Below are 23,720 nucleotides of genomic sequence, written 5' to 3'. Positions count from 1 at the left end.
ATCCGCTCGAGGCACGCCTCAACCAGTTCGACCGCACTCAATGCACCAGATGCGAGGCGGTCGCGCAATGCGACCGCCCCCAATCCAAGTATCGCCTGACGATTAACGCTGTGGACCATAGACGGCATCCGGCAGCATAAAGACGATCTGTGGGAAGGTGTACATCAAGAACATCGCGATGACGACCATACCACAATACGGCAAAACCCCTTTGAAGATCTCGATCAACTTGACCTCCGGCGGTGCAATCCCTTTGAGGTAGTACGCACTCATAGCCATAGGCGGCGTTAGGAAGCTGGTCTGAAGGTTCAGCGCCACAAGCACACCAAAGAACAGCGGATCAATCCCGAACAAAGGCAACAGCGGCAAGAAGATAGGTACGAAAATGATAATGATTTCGGACCATTCGAGCGGCCAACCCAGCAAGAAGATAATCAACTGCGCAATCAGCAGGAACTGGATGGGTGTCAAATCGAGGTGCGTCACAAACTCTTCGATAACCTTTTCGCCACCAAGGTAGCTAAACACCGAGGAAAAGACGTAAGAGCCAACAAACAACCAACACACCATCGCGGTGGTCCGCACTGTCAGATAGACACTTTCACGCAGACGATCAAAGGTCATCGCACGGTACGCAACCGCGAGAACCATGCCACCGAGTGCGCCGATAGATGCGGCTTCGGTTGGCGTTGCGAGACCAAACAGGATCGAACCGAGAACCGACAAGATCAGAACCGCGAGCGGTAGGAAACTGGTGGCCAGCATCCAAAGCATCTTTCCGAGTGGAACTTCGGGCAACTCTTCTTTGGTTGGTTTTGGCGCCAATTTCGGATTCAGAACCGCGCGTACAACGATGTATGTGATGTAGAGGCCAACGAGAACCAGACCTGGCAACAATGCCGCAGCATAAAGGCGCACGATGGAAACGCCCGACGATGCCGCGTACACAATCAACATGATCGACGGCGGGATCAAAATACCGAGCGTGCCGCCCGCGCAAATGATACCAGCCGCAAAGCTGTGGTCGTACCGCATCTTGAGCATCTGTGGCAGAGCCAGCAGACCCATCAGCGTCACAACCGCACCCACGATCCCCGTTGCAGTCGCAAACAGCGCGCAAGTGATCAAAGCAGCAACACCAAGCGAACCTGGAACATTGCGTGTGGCAACGGCGAGTGTGCTGAACAGTTTATCCACAATGTTCGCGCGCTCCACGATGTAGCCCATAAAGAGGAACAGCGGGATTGCAGTTAGAACTTCGTTTGATATCACCGAATAGGTTTGGTTTATGAAGAGATCGAATATTCGGTTATTATAGAACCCTTCGAGCCATAATTGTGTGGATTCCAACCAAGGTGTATCCTCGGCCAGACGGTCAAAGCTGCGCCACATGCGTGCGGCGTCATAATAAGCATAGTAGCCAAAGCCTATGCCGATCGCCATCAAGGTGTAGGCAATCGGGAAGCCTAAAAACACGCAGGCAATGAATATGCCAAGCATAGATATGGCGATTTGTGGATCGGTCACGGTGTGAACTCCAATTTTCGAAAGCAGAAGAGTCGGTCCTAACGCGTCGTCTGGACCAGATTACTTACCTTCGGCTGCCTGTTTCATGAGTAGGGTTTCTGTTTCCTCAACGTCGGATGCCAACGGAAGCCATTTGCCGTCTTTGATGCAAATGATGCAGCGGAAAACCTGTGCGATACCTTGCACAAACAACAATAGTCCAGCCGCAACGATGACGGTCTTGAATTGGTAAATCGGGATGCCAGCCGGACTGTTCACCGACACCTCTGTGTAGCTCCAGGAGCGGCTTGCGTATTTCCAACCTGAAAAGATAAGTGCAAGGATGCCCGGGAAGAAAAACAAGATGTACAGCGTCAAATCGAGAATAGCCTGCGTTCTATCCGACCAAAGGCGGTATAGAAAATCGCCGCGCACGTGACCTCCGCGCGATAGCGTATAGGCTCCCCCCATCATGAACACAGTTCCATACATGATAAAACTGATGTCGAGCGCCCAAGGCGTTGGACTGTTCAACAGGTAACGCACAAAGACCTCATAGCTCATGCCAAAGGTCATCAGGATGATCAGCCATCCAAAGGCTTTGCCGAACCACGCGGATAGATTATCAGCAAATCGGATATAGTTTAGCATTCATAGCTCCAGTCGAGACATGTCCAAGGTGAAAAAGGCGTGGTCTCCCACGCCTTTTCGCTGCGATGATTAGAGTTTCAACTTACCTGGGAAATAGTGCTCGTATGCCAAACCGAGGTCGGGTGCGTTCATCAGTTCGTAGTACGCAACTTTTTCGGTCCAGGCACGCTGGCTTTCCATGACGCGGGCATTGAAATCGTCTGTTTCCAGATCTGCGATCAATGTGTCCCATGCCTCCAACTGGCCTGCGAGGATTTCTTTGGAAGTGCGGTGTACTGCAACGCCGTCATCGGCCTGAAGCTCGGACAGATCTTTGGAGTATTCGCGCATCGCCAAAGCGGTGTTCGATGTCGAGGACGCTTCAACAGCGTGCTTGAGGATCGCCTGCAGATCTTCTGGAAGATCTTCGAGGAAGTCTTTGTTGAACAGGAATTCGAAGGATTCAGACGCCTGGTGGTACGAAGACAGATAGTAGTTTTTCGCAACGTCCTGTGCACCGAAACGACGGTCAGACGATGGGTTGTTGAATTCGAACGCATCGATCACGCCACGCTCCATCGCAGGGACGATTTCGCCACCTGGAAGCTGAGCCACGGACATGCCCATCTGCTGAAGAAGGTCCGCCGCAAGGCCCACTGTGCGGTATTTGAACCCTTTGAGGTCAGCAACCGTGTTCACTTCTTCTTTGAACCAACCGAATGGCTGCGCAGGCATTGGCATACCCATCATACCGACAACATTCAGGCCAAGGACGTCCTGTGTGAGTTCGCGGTACAGTTCAGCACCGCCACCTTGGTAGAACCACGCCTGCATGGTTGTAGCAGAGCCACCGAAAACAGGGCCGGTGCCAAAGAACGATGCCGCTTTGGACTTACCATACCAGTATACTGGAACAGTGTGGGCCGCGTCGATAATGCCATCATGCACAGCGTCCATAACCTGGAACGCAGCAACAACAGCGCCCGCGGGCAACAAGTCGATTTTCAGACGACCGCCGGACATGGCTTCTACGCGCTCAACATACTCACGCGCGAAATCCATCCAGATGTCGGAGGCAGACCAAGATGTTTGCATCTTCATCACGATTGGCGCCTGCGCCATTGCAGCTGGCGCAGCAAGAACGGTTGCGGCAGCAGCCGACCCGCCAATGGCACCCGTGCGCAAGAACGAACGGCGCGACAGACTCGTGGAGTTAGGTTTATTTGTCATATTTGTCCTCCCAGACGATTTGAAACACTTTGTGCGTTCCTTAATCTCATTACACCATTGTTTATGAAAAAAACAAAATCAATATATTTAAACTCAACTTTCCACCATGTGGAAAACGCGTTTCCAGACACTGATTTTTCGTTTATTTTCAAAATTATGCGATACGGTCTTTCGGCTCGTCCCCATTGAAATATGCATCCAAATTATCGAGCGCTCGAAACCCCATTGCATCGCGTGTTTCTTCGGTTGCGGACCCAATGTGCGGCAATAAAAACGTATTGGGCAAAGCTGCGAGATCTAGGTTGCCGCCCGGCTCGGTTTGGAAAACGTCCAAGCCCGCAGCGAACAACTTGCCCGAGGTCAATGCATCGATCAACGCGGCTTCATCAACCAAAGCGCCGCGTGCCGTGTTCACCAAAATCGCACGATCCGGTAAAAGGGACAGGGTTCTTTCATTGATTATTCCAACGTTTTGGGCGCTGGACGGGCAATGCAGGCTCAACACGTCAGAACAGGCCAACAAGCCCTCGACGGTCTCGTGATAAATTGCACCCTGTTCGAGATGCTCGGGCAAGCGGCGGCGATTGTGGTAGTGTATTTCCATACCAAAGCCCCGCGCGCGCTGTGCCGTGACTTGTCCCACACGGCCCATGCCCAGAACGCCAAAGCGTTTCGCCGTGACCTGACGCCCAACCATAAAGGCGGGCGACCAAAAATTCCATTGACCGGAACGTACCATTGCGTCCCCTTCGGCACCACGACGTGCCGCGCCGAGCATACATAGCATCGCAATTTCAGCAGTCGCATCCGACAACACATCGGGGGTGTTCGTGACAACAAGACCCGCAGATGTCGCGGCCTCCAAATCGACGTGGTCGGTGCCAACAGAATGGTTTGCGATGATCTTGAGGCGCGGACCGAGTTCGGCGATCACATCGGCACTGAAGTGCTCGGAATGACAGGGCAAAACCGCGTCGACGGTGCGGCACGCAGCAATCAACTCGTCACGATCAAACTGGCGATCATCAGCGTTAAACACCACGTCATAGTCACGCGCCGCACGTGCCTCCACTTGGGGGCGAAGTTTGCGCGTAATCAGCAATTTTGGCTTGGTCATGGTCGTCTCCTATGGGGATTTGTGCGGTTGTCGCGCGCGATCGAAACGGCGCATTTCTCACGGCATGGGGATATCGGTCGTAAACTTGGGCACGTTATAACCCGCTTGCACAGCGGGGCGTTCGGCGATCCGCACATACCAGTCTTTGATGTTCGAAAAGGCAGTCAAATCAACCTCATGCCATTCAAACCGCGACACCCACGGCCAACACGCCATATCTGCGATGGAATAGGTGCCACGCCCCGCCCCCGCGATAAAGTCGCGCCCCTCCAGTCGGGTGTTCAACACCGTATACAACCGCTGCGCTTCGGTGGCGTAACGCTTTTCAGCCACCTCTGATTGACCTTTGTTATATTTCAAAAAGTAATGGGCCTGACCCAGCATTGGACCCAAACCGCCCATTTGCCACATCAACCACTCAACCATCCGCCAATACTCATCGCCCTCGCATTGGAACTTTTGGAACTTGTTCGCGAGGTACATCATGATGGCCCCCGTCTCCATCATCTGTATGCCCGTCTCATGATCAACAATCGCGGGAATGCGGTTGTTCGGGGCGATTTTAAGAAAATCAGGCGCGAATTGCTCGTCTTTGGTGATATCGATGGCATGCGCCGTGTACGGCACGCCAAGTTCCTCAAGCAAGATTGACACCTTACGGCCGTTCGGTGTTGTCCATGTGTAGAGATCAATCATCTATTGGCCTTTCGCGTGTGTCTGTGCGTGTTTTGTCACTGTCATGATCATGCGGCGTCATGCTGCCGTATCCGTCACATCGATTCTGTAGCCTGCGCGCGGGAAATGTACGCACACAGTGCCCACATCTTCGGCGGTGCGCTCAATCACCACGGTCTCGGCATCGGCATAGCGCAACGTCCCTGCAACGGGCTGCTCACCGCCATTCACATCGGGTCGGACCGTTACGGATTGTCCAACCGCGAGGCCCTGAGGATCGTGAGCGGCCACGCCCGTCTGTGCGGTAGGCTCCAGCCCCTTTGCGCGCGAAATGGCATCTTGCGGGTCCATCTCACGAGACGTTCCATGGCCGATGCTCTGAACATTTGCCTCCCAACGTTCGAGCTCTTTGAATTGCGCCAGAAAGGATGGACCATCTGCCCACCTGCCCCGCAAAAACCAGACCACATGGTAGAATTGTGCGTCAATCGCGGCGGGCTGGTCGCCCAGTAAAAACGCCCGCCCGTCAGACAGTTGTGTGTTCAGCCATGACAGCGGCGCACGCACTTGCGCCACCAGATGAGGCAGATCAGCGTTGGCTTGTTTGAGCGCTGCTGCCCAATCCTCGCCCAGATAAAGACGCCCGCGATCCTGCGCAAAGGCCTTGTCCAGACCATCACCCGCAGCCCCTAGGATGTGGCGCACGGTCTGATCGAACAAAGCCCCGTCCGTCCACCGGCTCAGGCACCACATTAACCCCTGCTCTGATGTGGGCATCAACGTGGGTGACTCAAACCGCCGCTCAAGTTCGCGGATAATACACTGGCTATCGCAATAGATATCCGCACCGATTTGCATCACAGGCGTGCGGCGATACCCGCCCGTGAGCGCCGTCAGCATTGGCTTGGGCGGCAGGCGCGGAATGTCCACACTGCGCCACGCAAGCCCTTTGATCCCAAAGACGACTCTGACTTTTTCAGCGACGGGAGATTGCGGATAGGCGTGGAAAATCACTTCGGATGATGGATCGGACACTTTGTATTCCTTTGCGAACAGCACGTTCAGTCATGGGCAGAATATGGAGCGATAACCGCCGGAAACTCATATGCAACACGGTCGTAAACTACGGGTGTTCGGGCGAGACACTTAGGCGGTAATCCCGAGGGCGTAGTCCGCCACATCTTTCAGGGACGATCCTATGTGATGCGGCGCAACGCCAAGACGCTCCATAGGATGCCCGTACCGGTTGAGCCAGATGGTATGGTAACCGAACCAGGTTGCACCACAAATATCCCAACAATTCGATGACACAAACAAAATATCTTTGGCCGCAGATCCCAAGGCATCCGGCCCCATTTGATAGGCTTGTGGCGCGGTCTTGAACTGCTTCACAGCATCAACACTCAAAACATGCTCGAAATATCCGCCAAGCCCTGAGGCTGCTATGGCCTGATCAAGCATCCACGGCGTGCCATTGGACAAAATCGAGAGGGTGATCCCTGCCTCCTTGAGGCGGTGCAACTGGTCGACATTCTCGGGAAACGCCGACAACGTGGCATACTGCCCCATCAAGCGATCTCGTGCGGCGGCGGTCAGATCAAGACCAAGCGCCTCGCACGCATACTCAAGCGCATCGCCCGTCACCTGCCAGAAATCCGCATATTGGTCACACAACGTGCGCAAGCGGGTGTATTCAATTTGCTTGTCGCGCCAAATAACAGCCAACTGCGCGCCCTTGTCCGCAAACAGATCTTCGGCCAACGCGCTGATCGAATACACATCGAACAAGGTTCCGTAGGCGTCAAAGGCGATGGCGTTGGGGCGCATTGTTGCGTCTCTTTTCTGTCAAGTTTGGACCTCTGACATCATCAGGACCATAAGTTCATCACAAATGAAAGCTTACCTGCGTCAAATCAGCCCGAAACGTTCTGCACACCCCCGTTGCATTCCTTGACCTCCAAGACATGAGGGGTCAAAAACCATTTAGGGCATACCCTTTGAAATCGGCCAAACTACTCTAAAGGCGCGTATTTGCACGATTGCGCGCGCAAAAATAGGACGCGCAAACATAGCTCTTTCCAAGCGCGGCATAGCTCTGACACGTTAAACCTGCGTTGAAACGGACAACGCCCGACAGCTTCCATTTCGACACGGCCGTGATATGACAGGCCGCATAGACCAAACCAGCTTTTAACGATATCGCGAGTTCTCGTGACCTCAACCACACCCAACACCATAGCAAACGACACCGACAGCCCCGTCTCGCGTGTAGGGCTGATGGCAGCTGGCGCGGCCCAGCATCGCCGCGCCAGTGTTTTGTCCGTGGCGTCAGGACTGCTGTGGCCCGTACAAGCGGCGGTCGTGGCCTATGCCTTGGGCGGATTGCTCAACGGACAGACGGTCTTTGCGCTTGGCATCGCGATAGCCTTTGCCGGCCTTGGGCTATTGCGGGCGGGACTGACGATGGCAAGCGAGGCATACGCGCAGGCCGCCGCACAGACGATCATTCACCGCGCACGCGCGCATATCGTAGCTGTTGAAGCGCGCCGCGCCGCAGATAGCCCCTTTGGTGGGGCCGGCGCTATCACGGCATTGGCCAGTGAAAAGCTCGACCTGCTTGTGCCATTTATCACGCGCTACGCCCCTGCACGGGCGCGTGTGATGGTGGTGCCGCTTGTGATCTTGATGCTTGCACTATCGCAATCGTGGGCGGTGGCTCTTGTTCTTATGATCTCCGGCCCGTTGATCCCCATTTTCATGGCGCTCATCGGCATGGCCGCAAAAGAGACGAGCCAGAAACACCTAAGGGAAATTGGCAACCTCAACGACATGTTGGTCGAAAGACTATCGGCCTTGGTCGATATCCGCCTTTTGGGCGCGCGGGACGCGGTTTTAGACGGGTTTTCAGGTCAGGCCACGGATTTGCGTCACCGCACGATGGCCGTTTTGCGCGTGGCGTTTTTGTCCTCCACGGTGCTCGAGTTGTTCGCAGCAATCGGTGTGGCGATGGTCGCGGTCTATGTCGGGTTTTCATTGCTCGGCACGCTCGGCTTTGGGACATGGAACGGCGCATTGACGCCGCAAGTCGGGATCTTTTTGCTGTTGTTGACACCCGAGTTCTATCAACCCCTGCGAGATTTGTCGGCGGCGTGGCATGACAAAGCTGCGGCAGACGCGGTGTTTGACGAACTGCACATATGGGACGCCCAACAAACGGCGGTCTTAATGGGTCAAGGCGGCGCGTGCGCGCCTTTGACAGGAGCGCCCTCGATTGCGCTGCGCGGATGTGCGCTGCACAACGGCACAGTCTTGGCCGACATCGACATTGCAGCGGGCGAGAGTGTGGCGATCATGGGGCCAAGTGGCGCAGGCAAAACCACGGCCCTGCGGCTCATGGCGGGGCTAGAGGGACCGAATGTCGGGCAGATCACGCTTGCGGGAGTGGCGCTTACGGACGCAACTGCTGATCCATGGCGCGCCCGTGTCGGTTGGATGCCCCAAGCTCCGCATTTTCTCAACGCCAGTGTGCGCCACAATGTGCAACTTGGCCGCGCGGGCGATTTATCAGCTGCCCTAGAACACGCAGCCGTGGAGGCCGTGATCAACCGCCTGCCCCAAGGTCTCAACACACGGTTGGGCGAAACCGGTGGCGGGTTATCGGGCGGTGAGGCGCGGCGAGTGACACTGGCGCGCGCCATATTCGGCGAACCGGACGTGATCATCGCCGATGAACCCACAGCAGATTTGGATCGAAAGACCGCAAACGCGGTCACCAATGGCCTTTTGGCGCAGGTCGCGCGCGGGGCCACGGTGATTGTTGCAACCCATGATCCAGATTTGGCGGCCAAGATGGACAGGATCATTTCTATCGAGGCGTTACAATGAGCGCGCTTTGGCAAATCTTTGCGCTCATTTTGCGCGAGCAACGGGTTTCAATGAGTCGTGGCGCGCTGCTTGGCGTGATTGTCCTTGGTATGGGGGCCGCACTGTTAGGCCTGTCGGGATGGTTCATCACGGCGGCGGCCGCTGCGGGATTGGCGGGCGTAGGCGCGATGTTTGATGTGTTTCGTCCCTCGGCAATGGTGCGTTTCTTGGCATTGGGGCGTGCCGCGGCCAGATACGGTGAACGTGTGCTGACCCATGACGCCACCTTGCGCGCACTGCAATCGCTGCGTGTGAGTGTTTTGCGCGGCGTAATGGCGGCGCGCTACGACCGAGTGATCCGGCTGAGAGGCGCGCAAGCCTTAAACAGGCTCACATTGGATGTGGACACTCTGGATGGCGTGTCTTTGCGTCTGGTGTTGCCCGTATTGGCGGGGCTATGTGCGCAATTGATCGCGTTTGTGGCACTTTGGTGGCTCGTGAGCTTGCCAATCGCACTTTGGATCTTCTTAGGGTTCAGCCTTGGGGCGGGTGTGGTTTTTTGGGCGACCCTGCGCAAAACCGCATCCTTGTCGCGGCGCACGCAAGCGGCATCACACGCGTTTCGCGCTCGTTTCATTGACCTGATCCGAGCGCGCCGTGACCTTGCAGCCTACGGGCAAATGACCGCGCAGGTTGATCTGACCCTAAAGGCCGAAACCCGCCGCCTCGCGTTGCGCAGCCATCAGGATCGGGTGGAACGCCTGTCAGGTGCCGCGATCCAGATCATCGCGGTGGTGGTGTCGGCGGGCACACTTTGGCACGGTATAACACTGGCGCAATCGGGCACCATCGGCCCGCCCCTCGCCGCTCTTGCGTTTTTTACGACACTTGCACTGGCGGAAACCATCGTGCCGATGCGCAGGGCCGCCGGTGATATTGGTGGCATGATGGAGGCAGCGCGGCGGATGTTGCCCGATATCGCAACCGCGCCCGTGCCTCTCGCGCCCGTGTCAGACGCGCCCGTATCAAACGCGCCTGTGAACACCGATGGCGCCCCATGCGAGGGCGCACTACATTTGCAATCGGTGACCGTGCACCGCGCAGGTACGAACGATGTCCTTCTTAACGCTGTGAGCCTCACGGTGAATGCGGGTGAAACAGTCGCCCTTACAGGGCCAAGCGGGATTGGAAAATCAACACTGTTGCTGGCGATCGCGGCCCTCCATCCGATTGCTGCGGGCCACATTTTGCTTGGCGAGACGTCTGTGCTCGATTGCACTGAGGACCGTTTGCGCGGTTCACTCGCGCTTTTGCCACAACGCAGCGCGGTGATGTCGGGATCTGTACGTGATGCGTTGCACCTTGGGGCCGCTCAGTGTGACGACACCGCGCTGTGGCAAGTGCTTGAGGTGGTGCAACTGGCCGCCACGATGCGCGCACGCGACGGGCTTGACACACGGATCGGGGCACGCGGCGATGGACTATCGGGCGGCGAAGCACGGCGATTGACCTTGGCACGCGCGATGCTGCGACATCCAAACGTGCTATTGCTCGACGAGCCGACCGAAGGGTTGGATGATCCTACCGCGCTGATGGTCCTACAAGGTGTGCGGACGTTTTTACCGAACGCCGCTATATTGATCGCGGCTCACCGCCGTGTCGAAATCGACTGCGCGGATCGGATTTTGCCGATCACCTAAGCTACATCTAAGATATCCCTTATTGACCTAGATCAACGTTTCGCCCCAAGTGAAGCGCTATGCATTCCCATAATTGAATAGTTTGTGACCCGCGTCGCCTCATACAAGTTGGAGCTAAATCAATGGAATTCGGTATCGTCGAATTATCCCGTCTACAGTTTGCCGTAACGGTCATGTACCACTTTCTCTTCGTACCGCTTACGTTGGGACTGTCGATCCTCGTCGCCATTATGGAAACGGTCTATGTCATGACCAACCGACCGATTTGGCGACAAATGACCAAATTTTGGGGCATGTTGTTCGGCATCAACTTTGTGCTTGGGGTCGCCACGGGCATCACCATGGAATTCCAGTTCGGAATGAACTGGAGCTATTACAGCCATTATGTTGGCGACATTTTCGGGGCCCCTCTGGCCATTGAGGGGCTTATGGCGTTCTTTTTAGAAGCAACCTTTGTCGGGTTATTCTTCTTTGGATGGGATAAACTCAGCAAGGTCGGACACCTCAGCGTGGCGTGGCTCGTTGCAATCGGGTCGAATTTTTCGGCACTGTGGATTTTGATCGCTAACGGGTGGATGCAAAATCCGGTCGGGGCCGAGTTCAATCCGATGACCATGCGCATGGAAATGACTAATTTCTTTGAGGTCATGTTCAACGAAGTGGCTCAAGCGAAATTTGTACACACCGTGTCCGCCGGATACGTCACCGCATCGGTCTTTGTGATCGGGGTGTCTGCGTGGTATTTGCTGCGCGACCGCCATGTCGAACTGGCGCGCCGCTCCATCACGGTTGCGGCCGCGTTTGGCCTCGCTGCTGCGTTTTCGGTTGTGCTGCTTGGGGACGAGTCAGGCTACTCCGCGACCCACAGCCAGAAAATGAAACTCGCGGCGATCGAGGCAATGTGGGAGACACATGATGCCCCTGCCCCCTTTAATCTGATCGGCTTTCCCGACCAAGAGGCCCGTGAGACTCATTACGCAATCGAAATCCCGTGGGCGATGGGGTTGATTGGCACGCGGTCCTTGACCACCGAAATTCCCGGAATCAACGAGTTGGTGGCAAACGCAGAACAGCGCGTGCGCTCGGGGATAATCGCCTATGAAGCGCTACTGGATGTGCGGGTCAACCGTGAGGCCACAGACCCCGCCGTCATGGCCACCTTCGAGGCGCATTCCGCCGACCTTGGCTTTGCGTTCTTGCTTAAAAAGTACGTCGACAATCCGATGGACGCCACCGAAGCCCAAATTATTGCCGCAGCAAATGACACTGTGCCCACGGTCTGGCCATTGTTTTGGGCGTTTCGCATCATGGTTGGGCTCGGGTTCGGGTTCATCGCAACCATGGCGTATTTCTTTTACCGCGCCTCGTTCAAGGGCATGAAGTTTCCGCGCCCTGCATTGCATTTGGCCGTCTGGATGATCCCCGCACCGTGGATCGCCGCAGAACTCGGGTGGTTTGTGGCCGAATACGGCCGTCAGCCGTGGACCGTCGACGGTGTCTTGCCGACCGCCATGTCCGTCAGCGCGCTATCGATGACCGAAGTTGCGCTAACACTGGCCGGATTTGTGATTTTCTACACAATCTTGTTCATCGTCGAGATGGGTCTGATGCTCAAATACATCCGTAAAGGCCCCTATCAGGACGTGGACGAAACCGATGCGTGGAACAAACGCCATACTGATCGCTTGGCGGGTCGGCGCAATGCCGACGCCATCGCGACACCAGCGGAGTAAGACAGATGATTTTACATGACCTTATGACATACGAACTGCTCCGCGTGATCTGGTGGGGATTGCTTGGCGTATTGCTCATCGGATTTGCCCTAACGGACGGGTTTGATATGGGCGTGGGCGCACTCTTGCCCTTTGTGGCCAAAACCGACATCGAACGCCGCGTGGCGATCAACACGGTCGGGCCGGTTTGGGAGGGCAACCAAGTTTGGTTTATCCTCGGGGGTGGTGCGATCTTTGCCGCGTGGCCGCCACTGTATGCCGTCAGCTTTTCGGGCTTTTACCTAGCGATGTTCGTGATCCTTGCCGCCTTTATTGTGCGTCCCGTGGCGTTCAAATACCGCTCCAAACGTGACGACCCGCGGTGGCGTAGCACATGGGATTGGGCCTTGTTTGCAAGTGGTGCCGTTCCCGCACTTTTGTTTGGCGTGGCTGTGGGCAACGTCATCCAAGGGGTTCCATTCCACTTTACCGATGATTTGCACACCATCTATGAGGGGGCTTGGTATATGAAGTTTATCGGCCTGCTTGATCCGTTCTCGCTTCTGGCTGGCGTGGTGTCGCTGTCCATGCTTGTGATGCACGGCAGTGCGTGGCTCACGCTCAAGGCGGACGGCCCCGTACAAACACGCGCCCGCGCCATCGGGTCGGTTGCGGCCCTTGTTGCGGTGGGTGGATACATCCTTGCGGGTGTGTGGCTGGCTGTTGGCATCCAAGGGTTTGAAATCGTGGGCGCCTATGTCACCGATGGTCCGTCAAACCCGCTGCATTTCGAGGTGGCGCGCACATCAAGCTGGTTGTCGGCCTATAGCGTGCGTCCGTGGATTGCGATTGCGCCCGCTTTGGGCATCATCGGCGGCTTGCTTACCTTTGTAGGTCTGCGCGCGGGGCGTGAAATCTCCACGCTCCTCGTGTCCAAGATGGCCATTTTGGGCGTGATCTCATCGGTCGGTTTGACCATGTTCCCGTTCATCATGCCCTCGTCGAGCGATCCAAAATCATCGCTCACGGTGTGGAACAGTTCCTCGTCGCACCTGACATTGTTTGTCATGCTGGTGGCCACGGTGATCTTTATGCCGCTGATTTTGATGTATACCGCATGGGTCTACAAGGTTTTGTGGGGCAAGGTCACCGAAGCCGATGTGTCCGAAAACTCTCACTCTGTGTATTAAAGAAAGGACATCTTATGTGGTATTTTGCATGGATACTGGGACTTCCACTGGCGGCTATTTTCGCGGTGATGAACGCAATGTGGCTGGAGCTGAAAGAGGACGAGCGCAAAATGTCGGGGGCGTCTGGCGACCAGGCGCCACGCGACTAAGGCCCGCAAGTTAGGCCATAAGCGCCTTGGCTGTTTTCTCGTCGGTGATCAGGCCGGATAGGCAACCGCTCGAGAGAACGGCGCGGATTGCGGCTACTTTGTCGGGACCACCGGCCAAGGCGACCACTTGATCTTGTCCCCCCGACAGACACGCAACGGCCAAGGTGCGCGCGGTCAATGTGGTCTCAAGGCTACACCCCTGCGCACTAAAGAAACTGCCAAGCAATTCGCCCGCCGCACCCGCAGCCGAAATCTCGTGAATTTCGCTTTGCTCGATCATGCCTGACGTCACCAATTGGGTTTCGGACGCGACAGTGCCAATGCCGACAATTTTTAGCGGCGCGCGTTGTCCCATTTCAAAGACATCCCGCACGCCTTTTTGCGCCAATAACACCTCACGGTCATGGGGGGTATTGGCGAAAAACGGCACGGGCATCACATAGGCGGTCGCACCGGTCTTTTCGGCCAACCGGTGCATAACGTCATGCGGATTGGCAGAGAAGTTGCGGGTCAATCCACCCAAAAGCGAGACAAACCGCGTGGACGTTGCATCACAACGCGGCAATTGACGCACAGCCGCCGCAAGGGTGCGCCCGTGACCGATCCCGATGGTGGTGGGTGAGCCACTTTCCAACAGCCGTTGCAAAAACGCGGCCCCCGCTACGCCAAGCGTGCGAAGGGGCAACCCCTCCTCGCCCAGATCTGGAGCAACCTCGCACGTGCTTAGGCCAAACCGCTCGGACAGTTGCGCCTCTAACTCGATGCATTCAATAATATCACCATCAATAGCGACCTTAACCGCACCATCCGCGACAGCGCGCGCAATAAGGCGGTGGGTTTTAACAGAAGGCAGGCCCAGCTTTTTGGCCACCGCCGCCTGTGTCAAGCCGCCAACGTAGTGCAGCCAAGCGGCGCGAATTGCGAGGCTTTGCTCGTTTGTGCTCGTGCCTACGACCTTTGCCATCAGCGGTGCTCCGTCCCTCGCGTCTGCGCGGCGATGCACGCCCCACACCCGATCTCTCCCGTATCGGCCCGTGATTAATAATGCGTCGACCTGATAAAGCTATGATTATTTTGCATATCAAGCGATTGATGGTCTTAGATGTTCAAATCTTGTGCACCCGTCTCGATGTGTGGCGCCCAAAACGCGACACTCTCGGCAATTTGGGACATCACCTCGCGGTCATTTGGCTCGCGCTCTTTGAAGCTCAACTCAAGGCAGATTTCATTGTCACGCGCGCCACCCTGTGCCAGTGCGGTCAATAGCGGGGCGGGCTGAATGCGACCTTGTGCATTGAACGCGGCCGTAAAGGGACGATGCCCGCCTTTGTCCAACAGGCTTTGTTTGATATGGATGATCGGGCTGACCTGCGGAACGGCGCGCGCCCACGCATATGGGTCATAGTCGTCAGGGTTCGGACTGGTGACATCGCCATGATCAATGTCCGCCATCATCCACATCGGAAGGGCCATATTGGTCGCTGTGAGCCGCTCTTGCAGGGCGAGACATGTCTGGATCGTCTCTCCAAATTCGCGCCCGACACTCATCGGCTCCCAATACACATATGACAATCCTGCCGCCTTCGCATGTTCGGCCACGTCGGCCCAACACTCAATCGCGATCTCGATCAACGCCTCGCGCCGTGCGGGATCGTCAAAATCCTTATAGGTGAAAATCGCAAACTGCGTACCCACAGATGTTCCGCCCAATTCCGCCGTGATGTCCGCGAATGTTTTGAACCACTCCACGTAGTACCTACGCACGTCATGGTCGGGGTGACCAAAATGGTTGAGACGTCCGTATGGCCCCGTCATCCCGCTTGTCACGCGCACACCGGTGCGGCTCAACGCCTGCGCCATATCACGCGTCAACCGGCGAATGACCGAGGCGGGCCAACTCGGGTTGATAAACTCATGAGTCAGTTGCAGATCCCGAATGCGTAGCGTGTGTGCAACGGCGTCAATCAAATCATCCGGCTCGGCAAAGCGGTTGACCAACGGGTTGGTGTTCAACGAAAGAGACAGCGCCATATTAAGCCGCCTTTTGCGTGGCGGCATTCATCCACGCGCCAAAGGCTATTTGTTGTGCATCACTGAGGTGCAACCGATGTTTGGTCCGCCGCCACAAGATGTCTTGTGGGGTTTGTGCCCATTCATGCGCCATGAGATAGCGTGCCTCGGCCTCATACAGATCACCGCCAAAGTGCTGTCCTAATCCGTCAAGTGTGGTTGCCTCTCCCACCACCATGTCGATCCGTGCGCCGTAAAGCCGCCCGTAGTGCAAGCGCAGACTGCGCGGCATCCACGGGTATTGCGCTTTGAGGGTTTGCGCATATGCCGCGTAATCCGCGTCTGGAATATCGCCCCCCGGAAGCGGTGCGGTTTTCGTCCAATCCGCGCCCATGGTTGGGAAAAAGCCCGCAATTTTGTGCAAGCCGCGTTCGGCCAACTCGCGAAAGGTGGTGATCTTTCCCCCAAAGATATTCAGGAGTGGCGCACCGCCCACCTCATCGAGATCAAACACATAATCGCGCGTCACCGCAGAGGGATTGCCCTGCCCGTCATCAAACAACGGACGCACGCCCGAAAAGCTCTCAACCACATCACTGCGGCTCAGTTTTTCCTTAAAGTAGCGGTTCACCGCCGTAATCAGGTATTCAATTTCGCTCTCATCGGGCGTCACATCCTCGGCGCGGCCCTCATACGAAATGTCCGTGGTGCCGATCAGAGCCTTGTCGCCCTCATAGGGGTTGATAAAGATCACGCGCTTGTCGTGGTTTTGCACCAGATAGGCGTTTTGCCCCTCCCAGAACTTTGGCACAACGATGTGCGAGCCTTTAACGAGACGCACGTTGCGGCTTGAATTTGCGCCCGCCACGCGGGTTAGAACATCGCTCACCCATGGCCCTGCGGCATTGACCAGAACCTTTGCGCGAAACTGGCGCGGCTCGCCTGTGAGCGTGTCAGTGGTCGTGATCCGCCATGCGCCCTCTTCGCGCCGCGCGGATGTGCAAGCGGTGCGTGTCAGCACAGTCGCGCCGTGATTTGCCGCATCAACCGCATTGAGTACAACCAAACGGGCGTCATCGACCCAGCAATCGGAATATTCAAATCCGCGTTTGTATTGATCAAGCAGCGGTGCCCCCTCAGGGTCACGGCGCAAATTCAGCGTCCGCGTTCCGGGAAGTTTTTTGCGCCCGCCCAGATGGTCATACAAAAACAGCCCCAAGCGCACGAGCCAAGCCGGACGATCATCGGGGGAATGCGGCAAGACAAAGCGCATCGGCCAAATAATGTGCGGCGCGGCGTTCATCAGGACTTCGCGCTCAATCAACGCCTCCCGCACCAACCGAAACTCGTAGTATTCCAAGTAGCGCAACCCGCCATGCACAAGCTTACCCGAACGCGACGATGTGCCCTCGGCCAGATCGTCCTTTTCACACAACACCACGCTAAGCCCGCGCCCTGCGGCGTCCCGCGCAATCCCTGCGCCGTTGATGCCGCCGCCAATTACGAAAAGATCGACTGATGGGATTGCTGTCATGTTACGCTCCTCGTGACGCAGGACGTGCGTCTGTTGTCATTTCGGTATGGTGATCTTCGGGGGGAACAGTCATGGCCGCTTGGTGCGCCGCAAGATCGTCCCAAATCGGGGTCAGTGCGCTACGTGTTCTGGCGTAGGCCGCATAGAGGCCATCATAGGTGGCTACCAGCGCTGGATCGGGGCGTTCCGTCTGTGCGAGCAAGGGTGTGACCCATGTCGCAATACACTCATCCATGGTCTCATAAGCGCCGATCGCAACGGCCGCCATCATCGCACATCCGGCGGCACCCGCCTCATCACGGGCAGACACGCGCACGGGTGTGTTGAGACATCCCGACAGGATTGCGCGCAATCCATCCGATCGCGCCGCCCCACCCGTCAGGCGCACTTCGGACGGCATGTCGCCCATAGCGCCATAACAATCGCGCGCCGCCAGTGCCAATCCCTCGACCACACCGCGCAGCAGGTCTGCAAACCGGTGATTGGCGTTTAGTCCAACGAAGCTTGCCCGCGCATTGGCGTTCACGAACGGACCGCGTTCCCCCGCCTCGGAAATATACGGGTGATACAGCAGCGTGCCGGGATCAGAGCGCGTCAACCAATCGTCGATGCGCGGCACAAGATCTGAATAGGAGTGCTCATAGCCAAGGTCGGTCATCATATCTGCGGCCATGCGCAGCGCCCAATCGATATTGAGCGTCGCGGCCATGTTGGTTTGCACTTGGGTGACATAATTCGCAACCGGCAAGCAAATCACGTAGCCCGTTCCCTCACCATTGAGGTGGACATCAGACGACAACACAGAGCGCATATGCACACCCGTTGATCCTATGGTGGAACACGCAGACCCCGCGTGGCCCGTGTGAACACCCGCACCCAGTGCAGTCATCACCATATCGACATAGCCCAGAGACACTGGTGTCCCCGCCAAAAGGCCCGTGGCCTGTGCGGCATCGGGCGTCAATGCAAACACCGTCTGACTGCCATCAACAATGGGTGGCAACAATGATTTGCGGTGGCTCAGGCCGAGCGCATTCAGAACAGTGTCATCATAGTCGCGTGTGCGAAAGTTGCCGAAGGTAAAGCTGGCCTCGGACGGATCGGTGGCGCGCACCCCCGTGAGATTGGCAAACAGCCAGTCCTTACAGTGCAAGGCCACCTCGGCGCGATCCAACAGCTCGGGCATATGACGATCCATATGCGCCATTTGCGTCGATTGCTGACTCGTGTTCAGGCCTGTTCCCGTGGCCTCGAAGCGCGCGCGCTCACCCGCCCCCTGCGACAAGGCCCGCGCCGTTGGCGCCGCGCGCGCATCAAGCCACAACCACGCATCGGTAACGGGGGCATTTTGCGCCCCGACAAGCCACGTGCCATCGCCCTGCCCCGTCACGGCAATCGCCGCAGTGCGCGCCGCAAGATTGTCAACGCGGTCAAATAGACCCCTGATCGCCTTTACACAGTCGGCCCATGTTTGGGGCAACGATTGCACCGCTGATCCGTCTGCGCCTGTGCGGTAGGTATTGAGTGCGGCGGATGTAGCGATTTGTCGACCGCTCAGATCGAGCGCGACAGCCTTGATGACCGATGTGCCCGCGTCAATTCCAATGATGATGTCACACTGTGCCATTCATGCCTCCGCCCTTGTTCGTCTGGCCTGCACCGGCGACATCATACCGCTCGCCGCCTGCACCCTGTATTCTATTGTGGTCGCCCACGTCGTTTATGCGTCGCCTTTGCGCCCTCGACAAACCGCGCCGCGTTCCGCGCAAATCTATCCTTTCGCTCGATAGGTTTAGCACATCATTTTTCTATTGTGTGAATTTTTTTGCAGACAACGTAAATTATTTCACTTAGGCTCTGATTCACCGACACACAGATTACGCTTCACTGCGGCCCTGCGTGTCGGACCCAGGGAGGAGGACAATTCAACCGTTGGAGGACGGTCGGGTTATCTTCACAACATCGATAAACGGATGCCGCCTTTGCGCGCATCTCCACGTGCAACGGCCGCTCGCGGCCAATGACCAGAAAGCATAGCGCAATGGCCATCACCGACACCACGCCCCGCCAAAAGGCGACATCCAGAACACCGCTGATGATAGCTGCAGCTGTTGTGGTCGTGATGGGCGCGATGGCCCTTGATACAACTGTTGTTCAGATCGGCTCTGACCTTGATGCACGCAAACAGGCGTTTTCGCCTGACGCATATGGCGCGGCACAGTTCCCCGCTATCCAGTCATCTGTCACCGAACGCGCCATAGATGCCGCAAAGCTCGCCACAGAACTGACCGCCGACAAAGCCGCAGCCATTGCCGCATACGGTGTGGGTGACGGGATCGGCCCCGTGATCCCTGTCCGCTTGACAGGTGTGGTCGCAAACGGTCGCTCGGGCATCTATGACGTCACTGTGGCGGGCGTTCCCGACACCATCCGCATCCGCGTCCAAACGGGCCCCGCCATTAATGGTACGGATTTACGGGATGCCACGGGTGATATCGCCTTTGGGGCCTTCACCAATCAAATCGAATACCAGGACGCCGGAGCAGGCATCAATCGCGCGATGTCCGAGGCCATTTTGTCAGATGTTGATCGCGATGCTCTGACCGGACGCACACTCACTGTCACGGGCGTCTTTAAGCTCATCAACCCGAAAAACTGGCTGATCACGCCGGTGGAGTTTGATGTCCAATGATCCCCGATGTGTCACATATCGACGTCCCAACGGCCACGCCCGACACGGCCGAAGTCGTATTGGCCGCGCGCAACATCGCCAAATCCTTCGGCGCGGTGCACGCGCTTAAAGGCGTCAATTTCGACATTCATCGCGGACAAGTCACCACGTTGTTTGGCGAAAACGGCGCAGGCAAATCGACGTTGATGAAAATCCTGTCGGGCGTGCAATTGCCCACCTCGGGCGAGATTTTGGTGGACGGGGTGCCTGTGACACTGTCGTCGACCACGGATGCGCTCAACCTCGGCATTTCGATCATCCATCAAGAGCTGAGCCTCGCGCCCAACATGAACGTGCGCGACAACATCTTTTTGGGGCGCGAAATCACGGGTCCAACGGGCGTCAATTTTGCCGAGGAAGAACGCCAAGCCCGCAACCTCATGCAAGAGCTCGAAGAAGATATCGATCCGCTCACCCTCGTCGAAGATTTGCGCCTTGGACAGCAACAGATCGTTGAAATCGCGCGCGCCCTGTCGGTCAATTCGCGCATTTTGATTATGGACGAGCCGACATCGGCGCTCTCCGCCAGCGAAGTCGAAGTTCTGTTCAAAGTTATTCGCGATCTGACGGCGCGCGGCGTCTCGATCGTCTATATTTCGCACCACCTCGAAGAAGCATTGCAAGTGACCAACCACGCCGTTGTGCTGCGTGATGGGGCCATGACGGCCTATGCACCGCGCAGCGAGATCGATCTGGAATGGATTGTGCGCAATATGGTTGGCGAGAACTTTGACCTCGGCGCACCACCCTCGGGCTATGCGTTTGGCGCACCCGCCCTTGAGATCAAAGACCTCAGCGTGACAGACGCATCGGGCACCGGTCTTGCCGTTGATCGGCTCAACCTCACCGTGAACGCCGGCGAAGTGGTGTGTATTTACGGCTTGATGGGCGCAGGGCGCACCGAACTAATGGAATGTGCCGCCGGTCGCATGAGTGCAGCGCACGGCCACGTGTTGCTCCATAGCCAAGATGTCTCGCGACTGACGATTGCACAGCGGATTGACGCGGGCCTTGTCTTGGTGCCCGAAGACCGTCAGCGCGATGGATTGGTGCAAACCATGAGTGTCGGCACGAACCTGTCGCTGGCCTCTATCCGCGCCTTTACCAAACGCTTGTTCACCTCGCGCAGCGCCGAGGACGTGATTATCGCCGACACCATTCGCGATGTGACCGTCAAAACCGATGGGCCGGACGCAATGATCGGGTCTTTGTCGGGCGGCAATCAGCAAAAGGTTGTGATCGGCAAAATGTTGGCCACATCGCCCAGTGTAATCCTTTTGGACGAACCCAGCCGCGGCATCGATATCGGTGCCAAAGCCGAAGTGTTTGGCCTATTGGCCGAGCGCGCCCGCCAAGGGATTGCCGTTGTATACACCACATCCGAGGTCGGCGAATGCCTCTCGATTGCCCATAGGATCATCGTCATGAGCCGTGGGCGCATCTCCGCCGAATTCACCCAAAACGTCACCAAAGAAGAGATCATGGCCGCCTCGGGCGAAGCTGTGGTTGCTTGATCGACTCTCAAGGAGCTTGCACCATGTCGGACACGACCTCAAAAGCGGCACAATCCACGCCCACAAAGCGGCGCCTCGACATTGGCTACCTGTTGTTGGAGGGACGTGCGTTCTTTGCGCTGATCGCAATTATCGTTATCTTTTCAATGCTGTCGCCCAACTACTTCAGCCTGCCAAACTTTCTGATCATGACGTCACAAGTGGCCATTTTCGGCCTGTTGGCGATCGGTATGCTGCTTGTCATTCTAAGTGGCGGAATTGATTTGTCGGTTGGATCAACATTGGCGCTTTGCGGTGTGTTTGCGGGATTTTTGATGCAGGGCGTCGAATTGGAGTCCCTTGGAATTATCATCTATCTGCCCGTTTGGGCCGTGGTGGTGTGTACCCTTGCCATGGGGGCCTTTGTCGGAGTGATCAACGGCATCTTGGTCGCATGGTTCAAGGTTCCGGCGTTCGTGGCCACACTGGGTACGCTCTATGTGGCACGCGGTGCGGCGTTGCTGATGACCAATGGTTTGACGTTTAACAACCTGTCGGGGCGTGCCGAATTGGGGAATACTGGCTTTGAATGGCTTGGGTTCAACCGCCTTTGGGGCGTGCCGATTAGCATCTTTGCACTTAGCCTTGTGGCCATCACGGTGTATCTGTTGCTGTCGCGCACCCCGTTTGGACGCTGGCTCTATTCGGCAGGCGGCAACCCCAATGCGGCGCGCCTATCGGGGGTGCCCGTCTCCAAAGTTCTGATCTGGGTCTATGTCTTGTCTGGGGTCTGTGCAGCAATTGCGGGGCTTGTCCTCAGCTCGCAACTGACATCCGCAGGTCCGACTGCAGGCACGACCTATGAGCTGACCGCAATCGCCGCCGTGGTGATCGGCGGGGCCGCGTTGACGGGCGGGCGTGGCACCGTGCGCGGCACGCTTTTGGGCGGGTTCGTGATCGTCTTTCTGGGCGCGGGCCTCGTGATCACGGGTGTGTCGTCCTACTGGCAGACCGTCTTTACAGGCGCGGTGATCGTGCTCGCCGTCTTGCTTAACTCCATCAATTACGGGGGCAAAGGCCGCACATCCTAGCGCCGCCCTCACCACAGTTTGTACGCGCTTGCGATGGGACGGAGCGCTACGAAACCCGCCGATCTTTCGGCATTTAGACACCAAAGGGAGAGACCAACATGATTAAGTTTACAACACGCACTTTGCTCGCCGCAGCGACAGCCCTGCCCCTGATGGCAGGCTCCGCTTGGGCCGATGGATTGATCTCCATTATCGTCAACGACCCTGCGAACCCCTATTGGTTCACCGAAGGCGAAGTGGCCAAGGCAACCGCCGAAGAGCTCGGTTACGAGGCCACCGTGTCCGCTCACACTGGCGACACCAACCTCGAGTCGAACCTCATTGACGCGGCAATCACCAACGGTGCGGCTGCGATCATTCTTGATCCTGCAAACGCTGACGGCTCCGTGGGCGTTGTGCGCAAAGCAACCGAAGCGGGCATTCCCGTGTTTCTCGTGAACGCGGAAATCAACGAAAGCGGCTTGGCCATCGGTCAGTTGGTCTCGAACAACGCACAGGGCGCAGCCCTTGGTGCAATCGCTTGGCAAGAGGTCGTCGGTGACGCCGCAAGCTATGTCGAGTTTTTTGGCAACCCGTCCGACAACAACGCCGCGACACGCTCCAACGGCTACAACACCGTGCTCAGCCAGTACCCCGACCTCGTCAAAGTCGCTGAAGAAGTCGCAAACTGGGACCGCACACAGGGCTACACCAAGATGCAATCAATTATTCAGGCAAACCCTGTAATTGATGCCGTGATTTCAGGGAACGACGAAATGGCGCTTGGCGCGATTGCGGCACTCAAAGAAGCGGGTCGCCTCGACGGTGTTGTCGTTGGCGGATTTGACGGCTCACCAGATGCGGTTGCATCCGTTGCCGCCGGAGAAATGGCCTATACCGTGCTTCAGCCTGTTGCCGTCTTCGCCCGCGAAGCGGTTATTCAAGCCGATCACTACATCAAAAACGGCGAAGCTATGGTCGCAACCGAAAAGCAGTTGTTCGACTGCCTGTTGATCACATCAGACAATGTGGCCAACTACACAGCGCCCTTTACGCTGTCCAACTAAGACCTCCCAAGCACACGAGAAAGAGGCGCCCTTATGGGCGCC

20 protein-coding genes are annotated in these 23,720 nt (G+C 56.9%); 9 read left to right on the top strand and 11 right to left on the bottom strand.

The window, feature by feature from the left end; translation table 11 throughout:
• Window positions 1–102 precede the first annotated feature (102 nt).
• The 7 genes from ACTG34_RS02715 to ACTG34_RS02685 all read right to left on the bottom strand — a co-directional run bounded on the left by ACTG34_RS02715 (window position 103) and on the right by ACTG34_RS02685 (window position 6,985).
• Window positions 103–1,527, bottom strand: coding sequence for a TRAP transporter large permease (locus tag ACTG34_RS02715; RefSeq protein WP_439103498.1), 1,425 nt, complete (start codon window positions 1,525–1,527; stop codon window positions 103–105).
• Between the two features lie 60 nt (window positions 1,528–1,587).
• On the bottom strand, window positions 1,588–2,157 hold the full coding sequence (locus tag ACTG34_RS02710; RefSeq protein ID WP_439103497.1) for a TRAP transporter small permease subunit: 570 nt from the start codon (window positions 2,155–2,157) through the stop codon (window positions 1,588–1,590).
• 69 nt (window positions 2,158–2,226) lie between these two features.
• The gene (locus tag ACTG34_RS02705) at window positions 2,227–3,366 is read right to left on the bottom strand and encodes a TRAP transporter substrate-binding protein (RefSeq protein WP_439103496.1); all 1,140 of its coding nucleotides are present in this window, start codon (window positions 3,364–3,366) and stop codon (window positions 2,227–2,229) included.
• Window positions 3,367–3,520: 154 nt separating this feature from the next.
• The gene (locus ACTG34_RS02700; RefSeq protein ID WP_439103495.1) at window positions 3,521–4,483 is read right to left on the bottom strand and encodes a 2-hydroxyacid dehydrogenase; all 963 of its coding nucleotides are present in this window, start codon (window positions 4,481–4,483) and stop codon (window positions 3,521–3,523) included.
• A gap of 57 nt (window positions 4,484–4,540) precedes the next feature.
• Entirely contained in the window at window positions 4,541–5,179 is a 639-nt protein-coding gene (locus ACTG34_RS02695; protein ID WP_439103494.1) for a glutathione S-transferase family protein, read from the bottom strand.
• A 57-nt stretch (window positions 5,180–5,236) separates the two neighbouring features.
• Complete coding sequence (locus tag ACTG34_RS02690; RefSeq protein WP_439103493.1) at window positions 5,237–6,193, bottom strand: glutathione S-transferase family protein; 957 nt, start codon at window positions 6,191–6,193, stop codon at window positions 5,237–5,239.
• Between the two features lie 111 nt (window positions 6,194–6,304).
• Complete coding sequence (locus ACTG34_RS02685; protein ID WP_439103492.1) at window positions 6,305–6,985, bottom strand: haloacid dehalogenase type II; 681 nt, start codon at window positions 6,983–6,985, stop codon at window positions 6,305–6,307.
• 384 nt (window positions 6,986–7,369) lie between these two features.
• Here ACTG34_RS02685 and cydD point away from each other — a divergent pair, with 384 nt between their 5' ends.
• The 5 genes from cydD to cydX all read left to right on the top strand — a co-directional run bounded on the left by cydD (window position 7,370) and on the right by cydX (window position 13,773).
• Window positions 7,370–9,043 carry a thiol reductant ABC exporter subunit CydD gene (cydD, locus tag ACTG34_RS02680; RefSeq protein WP_439103491.1) on the top strand — a complete coding sequence of 558 codons (1,674 nt, stop codon included), beginning with the start codon at window positions 7,370–7,372 and terminating at the stop codon, window positions 9,041–9,043.
• Complete coding sequence (locus ACTG34_RS02675) at window positions 9,040–10,722, top strand: amino acid ABC transporter ATP-binding/permease protein (RefSeq protein WP_439103490.1); 1,683 nt, start codon at window positions 9,040–9,042, stop codon at window positions 10,720–10,722. Before cydD ends, ACTG34_RS02675 begins: the two co-directional genes overlap by 4 nt.
• A 122-nt stretch (window positions 10,723–10,844) precedes the next feature.
• Window positions 10,845–12,455, top strand: a complete 1,611-nt coding sequence (locus tag ACTG34_RS02670; RefSeq protein ID WP_439103489.1) for a cytochrome ubiquinol oxidase subunit I — start codon at window positions 10,845–10,847, stop codon at window positions 12,453–12,455.
• Window positions 12,456–12,460: 5 nt separating this feature from the next.
• Entirely contained in the window at window positions 12,461–13,624 is a 1,164-nt protein-coding gene (cydB, locus tag ACTG34_RS02665) for a cytochrome d ubiquinol oxidase subunit II (protein WP_439103488.1), read from the top strand.
• A 14-nt stretch (window positions 13,625–13,638) separates the two neighbouring features.
• On the top strand, window positions 13,639–13,773 hold the full coding sequence (cydX, locus tag ACTG34_RS02660; protein ID WP_439103487.1) for a cytochrome bd-I oxidase subunit CydX: 135 nt from the start codon (window positions 13,639–13,641) through the stop codon (window positions 13,771–13,773).
• Window positions 13,774–13,783: 10 nt separating this feature from the next.
• On the opposite strand, the gene ACTG34_RS02655 is transcribed toward cydX, so the two are convergent.
• The 4 genes from ACTG34_RS02655 to ACTG34_RS02640 all read right to left on the bottom strand — a co-directional run bounded on the left by ACTG34_RS02655 (window position 13,784) and on the right by ACTG34_RS02640 (window position 18,944).
• Complete coding sequence (locus tag ACTG34_RS02655) at window positions 13,784–14,737, bottom strand: sugar-binding transcriptional regulator (RefSeq protein WP_439103486.1); 954 nt, start codon at window positions 14,735–14,737, stop codon at window positions 13,784–13,786.
• 134 nt (window positions 14,738–14,871) lie between these two features.
• On the bottom strand, window positions 14,872–15,804 hold the full coding sequence (locus ACTG34_RS02650) for a sugar phosphate isomerase/epimerase family protein (protein ID WP_439103485.1): 933 nt from the start codon (window positions 15,802–15,804) through the stop codon (window positions 14,872–14,874).
• Window position 15,805: 1 nt separating this feature from the next.
• Window positions 15,806–17,317: a glycerol-3-phosphate dehydrogenase gene (locus ACTG34_RS02645; RefSeq protein ID WP_439103484.1), complete on the bottom strand. Its 1,512-nt coding sequence runs from the start codon at window positions 17,315–17,317 to the stop codon at window positions 15,806–15,808.
• 1 nt (window position 17,318) lies between these two features.
• Window positions 17,319–18,944: an FGGY-family carbohydrate kinase gene (locus tag ACTG34_RS02640; protein WP_439103483.1), complete on the bottom strand. Its 1,626-nt coding sequence runs from the start codon at window positions 18,942–18,944 to the stop codon at window positions 17,319–17,321.
• 414 nt (window positions 18,945–19,358) lie between these two features.
• Here ACTG34_RS02640 and ACTG34_RS02635 point away from each other — a divergent pair, with 414 nt between their 5' ends.
• The 4 genes from ACTG34_RS02635 to ACTG34_RS02620 all read left to right on the top strand — a co-directional run bounded on the left by ACTG34_RS02635 (window position 19,359) and on the right by ACTG34_RS02620 (window position 23,678).
• Window positions 19,359–20,009, top strand: a complete 651-nt coding sequence (locus tag ACTG34_RS02635) for a DUF2291 family protein (RefSeq protein WP_439103482.1) — start codon at window positions 19,359–19,361, stop codon at window positions 20,007–20,009.
• Window positions 20,010–20,017: 8 nt separating this feature from the next.
• A complete protein-coding gene (locus tag ACTG34_RS02630) occupies window positions 20,018–21,562 on the top strand; it encodes a sugar ABC transporter ATP-binding protein (RefSeq protein WP_439103481.1) in 1,545 nt (514 codons plus the stop codon).
• A gap of 23 nt (window positions 21,563–21,585) precedes the next feature.
• Window positions 21,586–22,632, top strand: coding sequence for an ABC transporter permease (locus ACTG34_RS02625; RefSeq protein WP_439103480.1), 1,047 nt, complete (start codon window positions 21,586–21,588; stop codon window positions 22,630–22,632).
• 98 nt (window positions 22,633–22,730) lie between these two features.
• The gene (locus ACTG34_RS02620; RefSeq protein WP_439103479.1) at window positions 22,731–23,678 is read left to right on the top strand and encodes a D-ribose ABC transporter substrate-binding protein; all 948 of its coding nucleotides are present in this window, start codon (window positions 22,731–22,733) and stop codon (window positions 23,676–23,678) included.
• The last annotated feature ends 42 nt before the right edge of the window (window positions 23,679–23,720 follow it).

This window comes from Celeribacter marinus (genome assembly GCF_965656515.1).
Classification (GTDB): Bacteria; Pseudomonadota; Alphaproteobacteria; order Rhodobacterales; family Rhodobacteraceae; genus Celeribacter; species Celeribacter marinus_D.
This window is presented reverse-complemented; position numbering and strand designations above follow the sequence as displayed.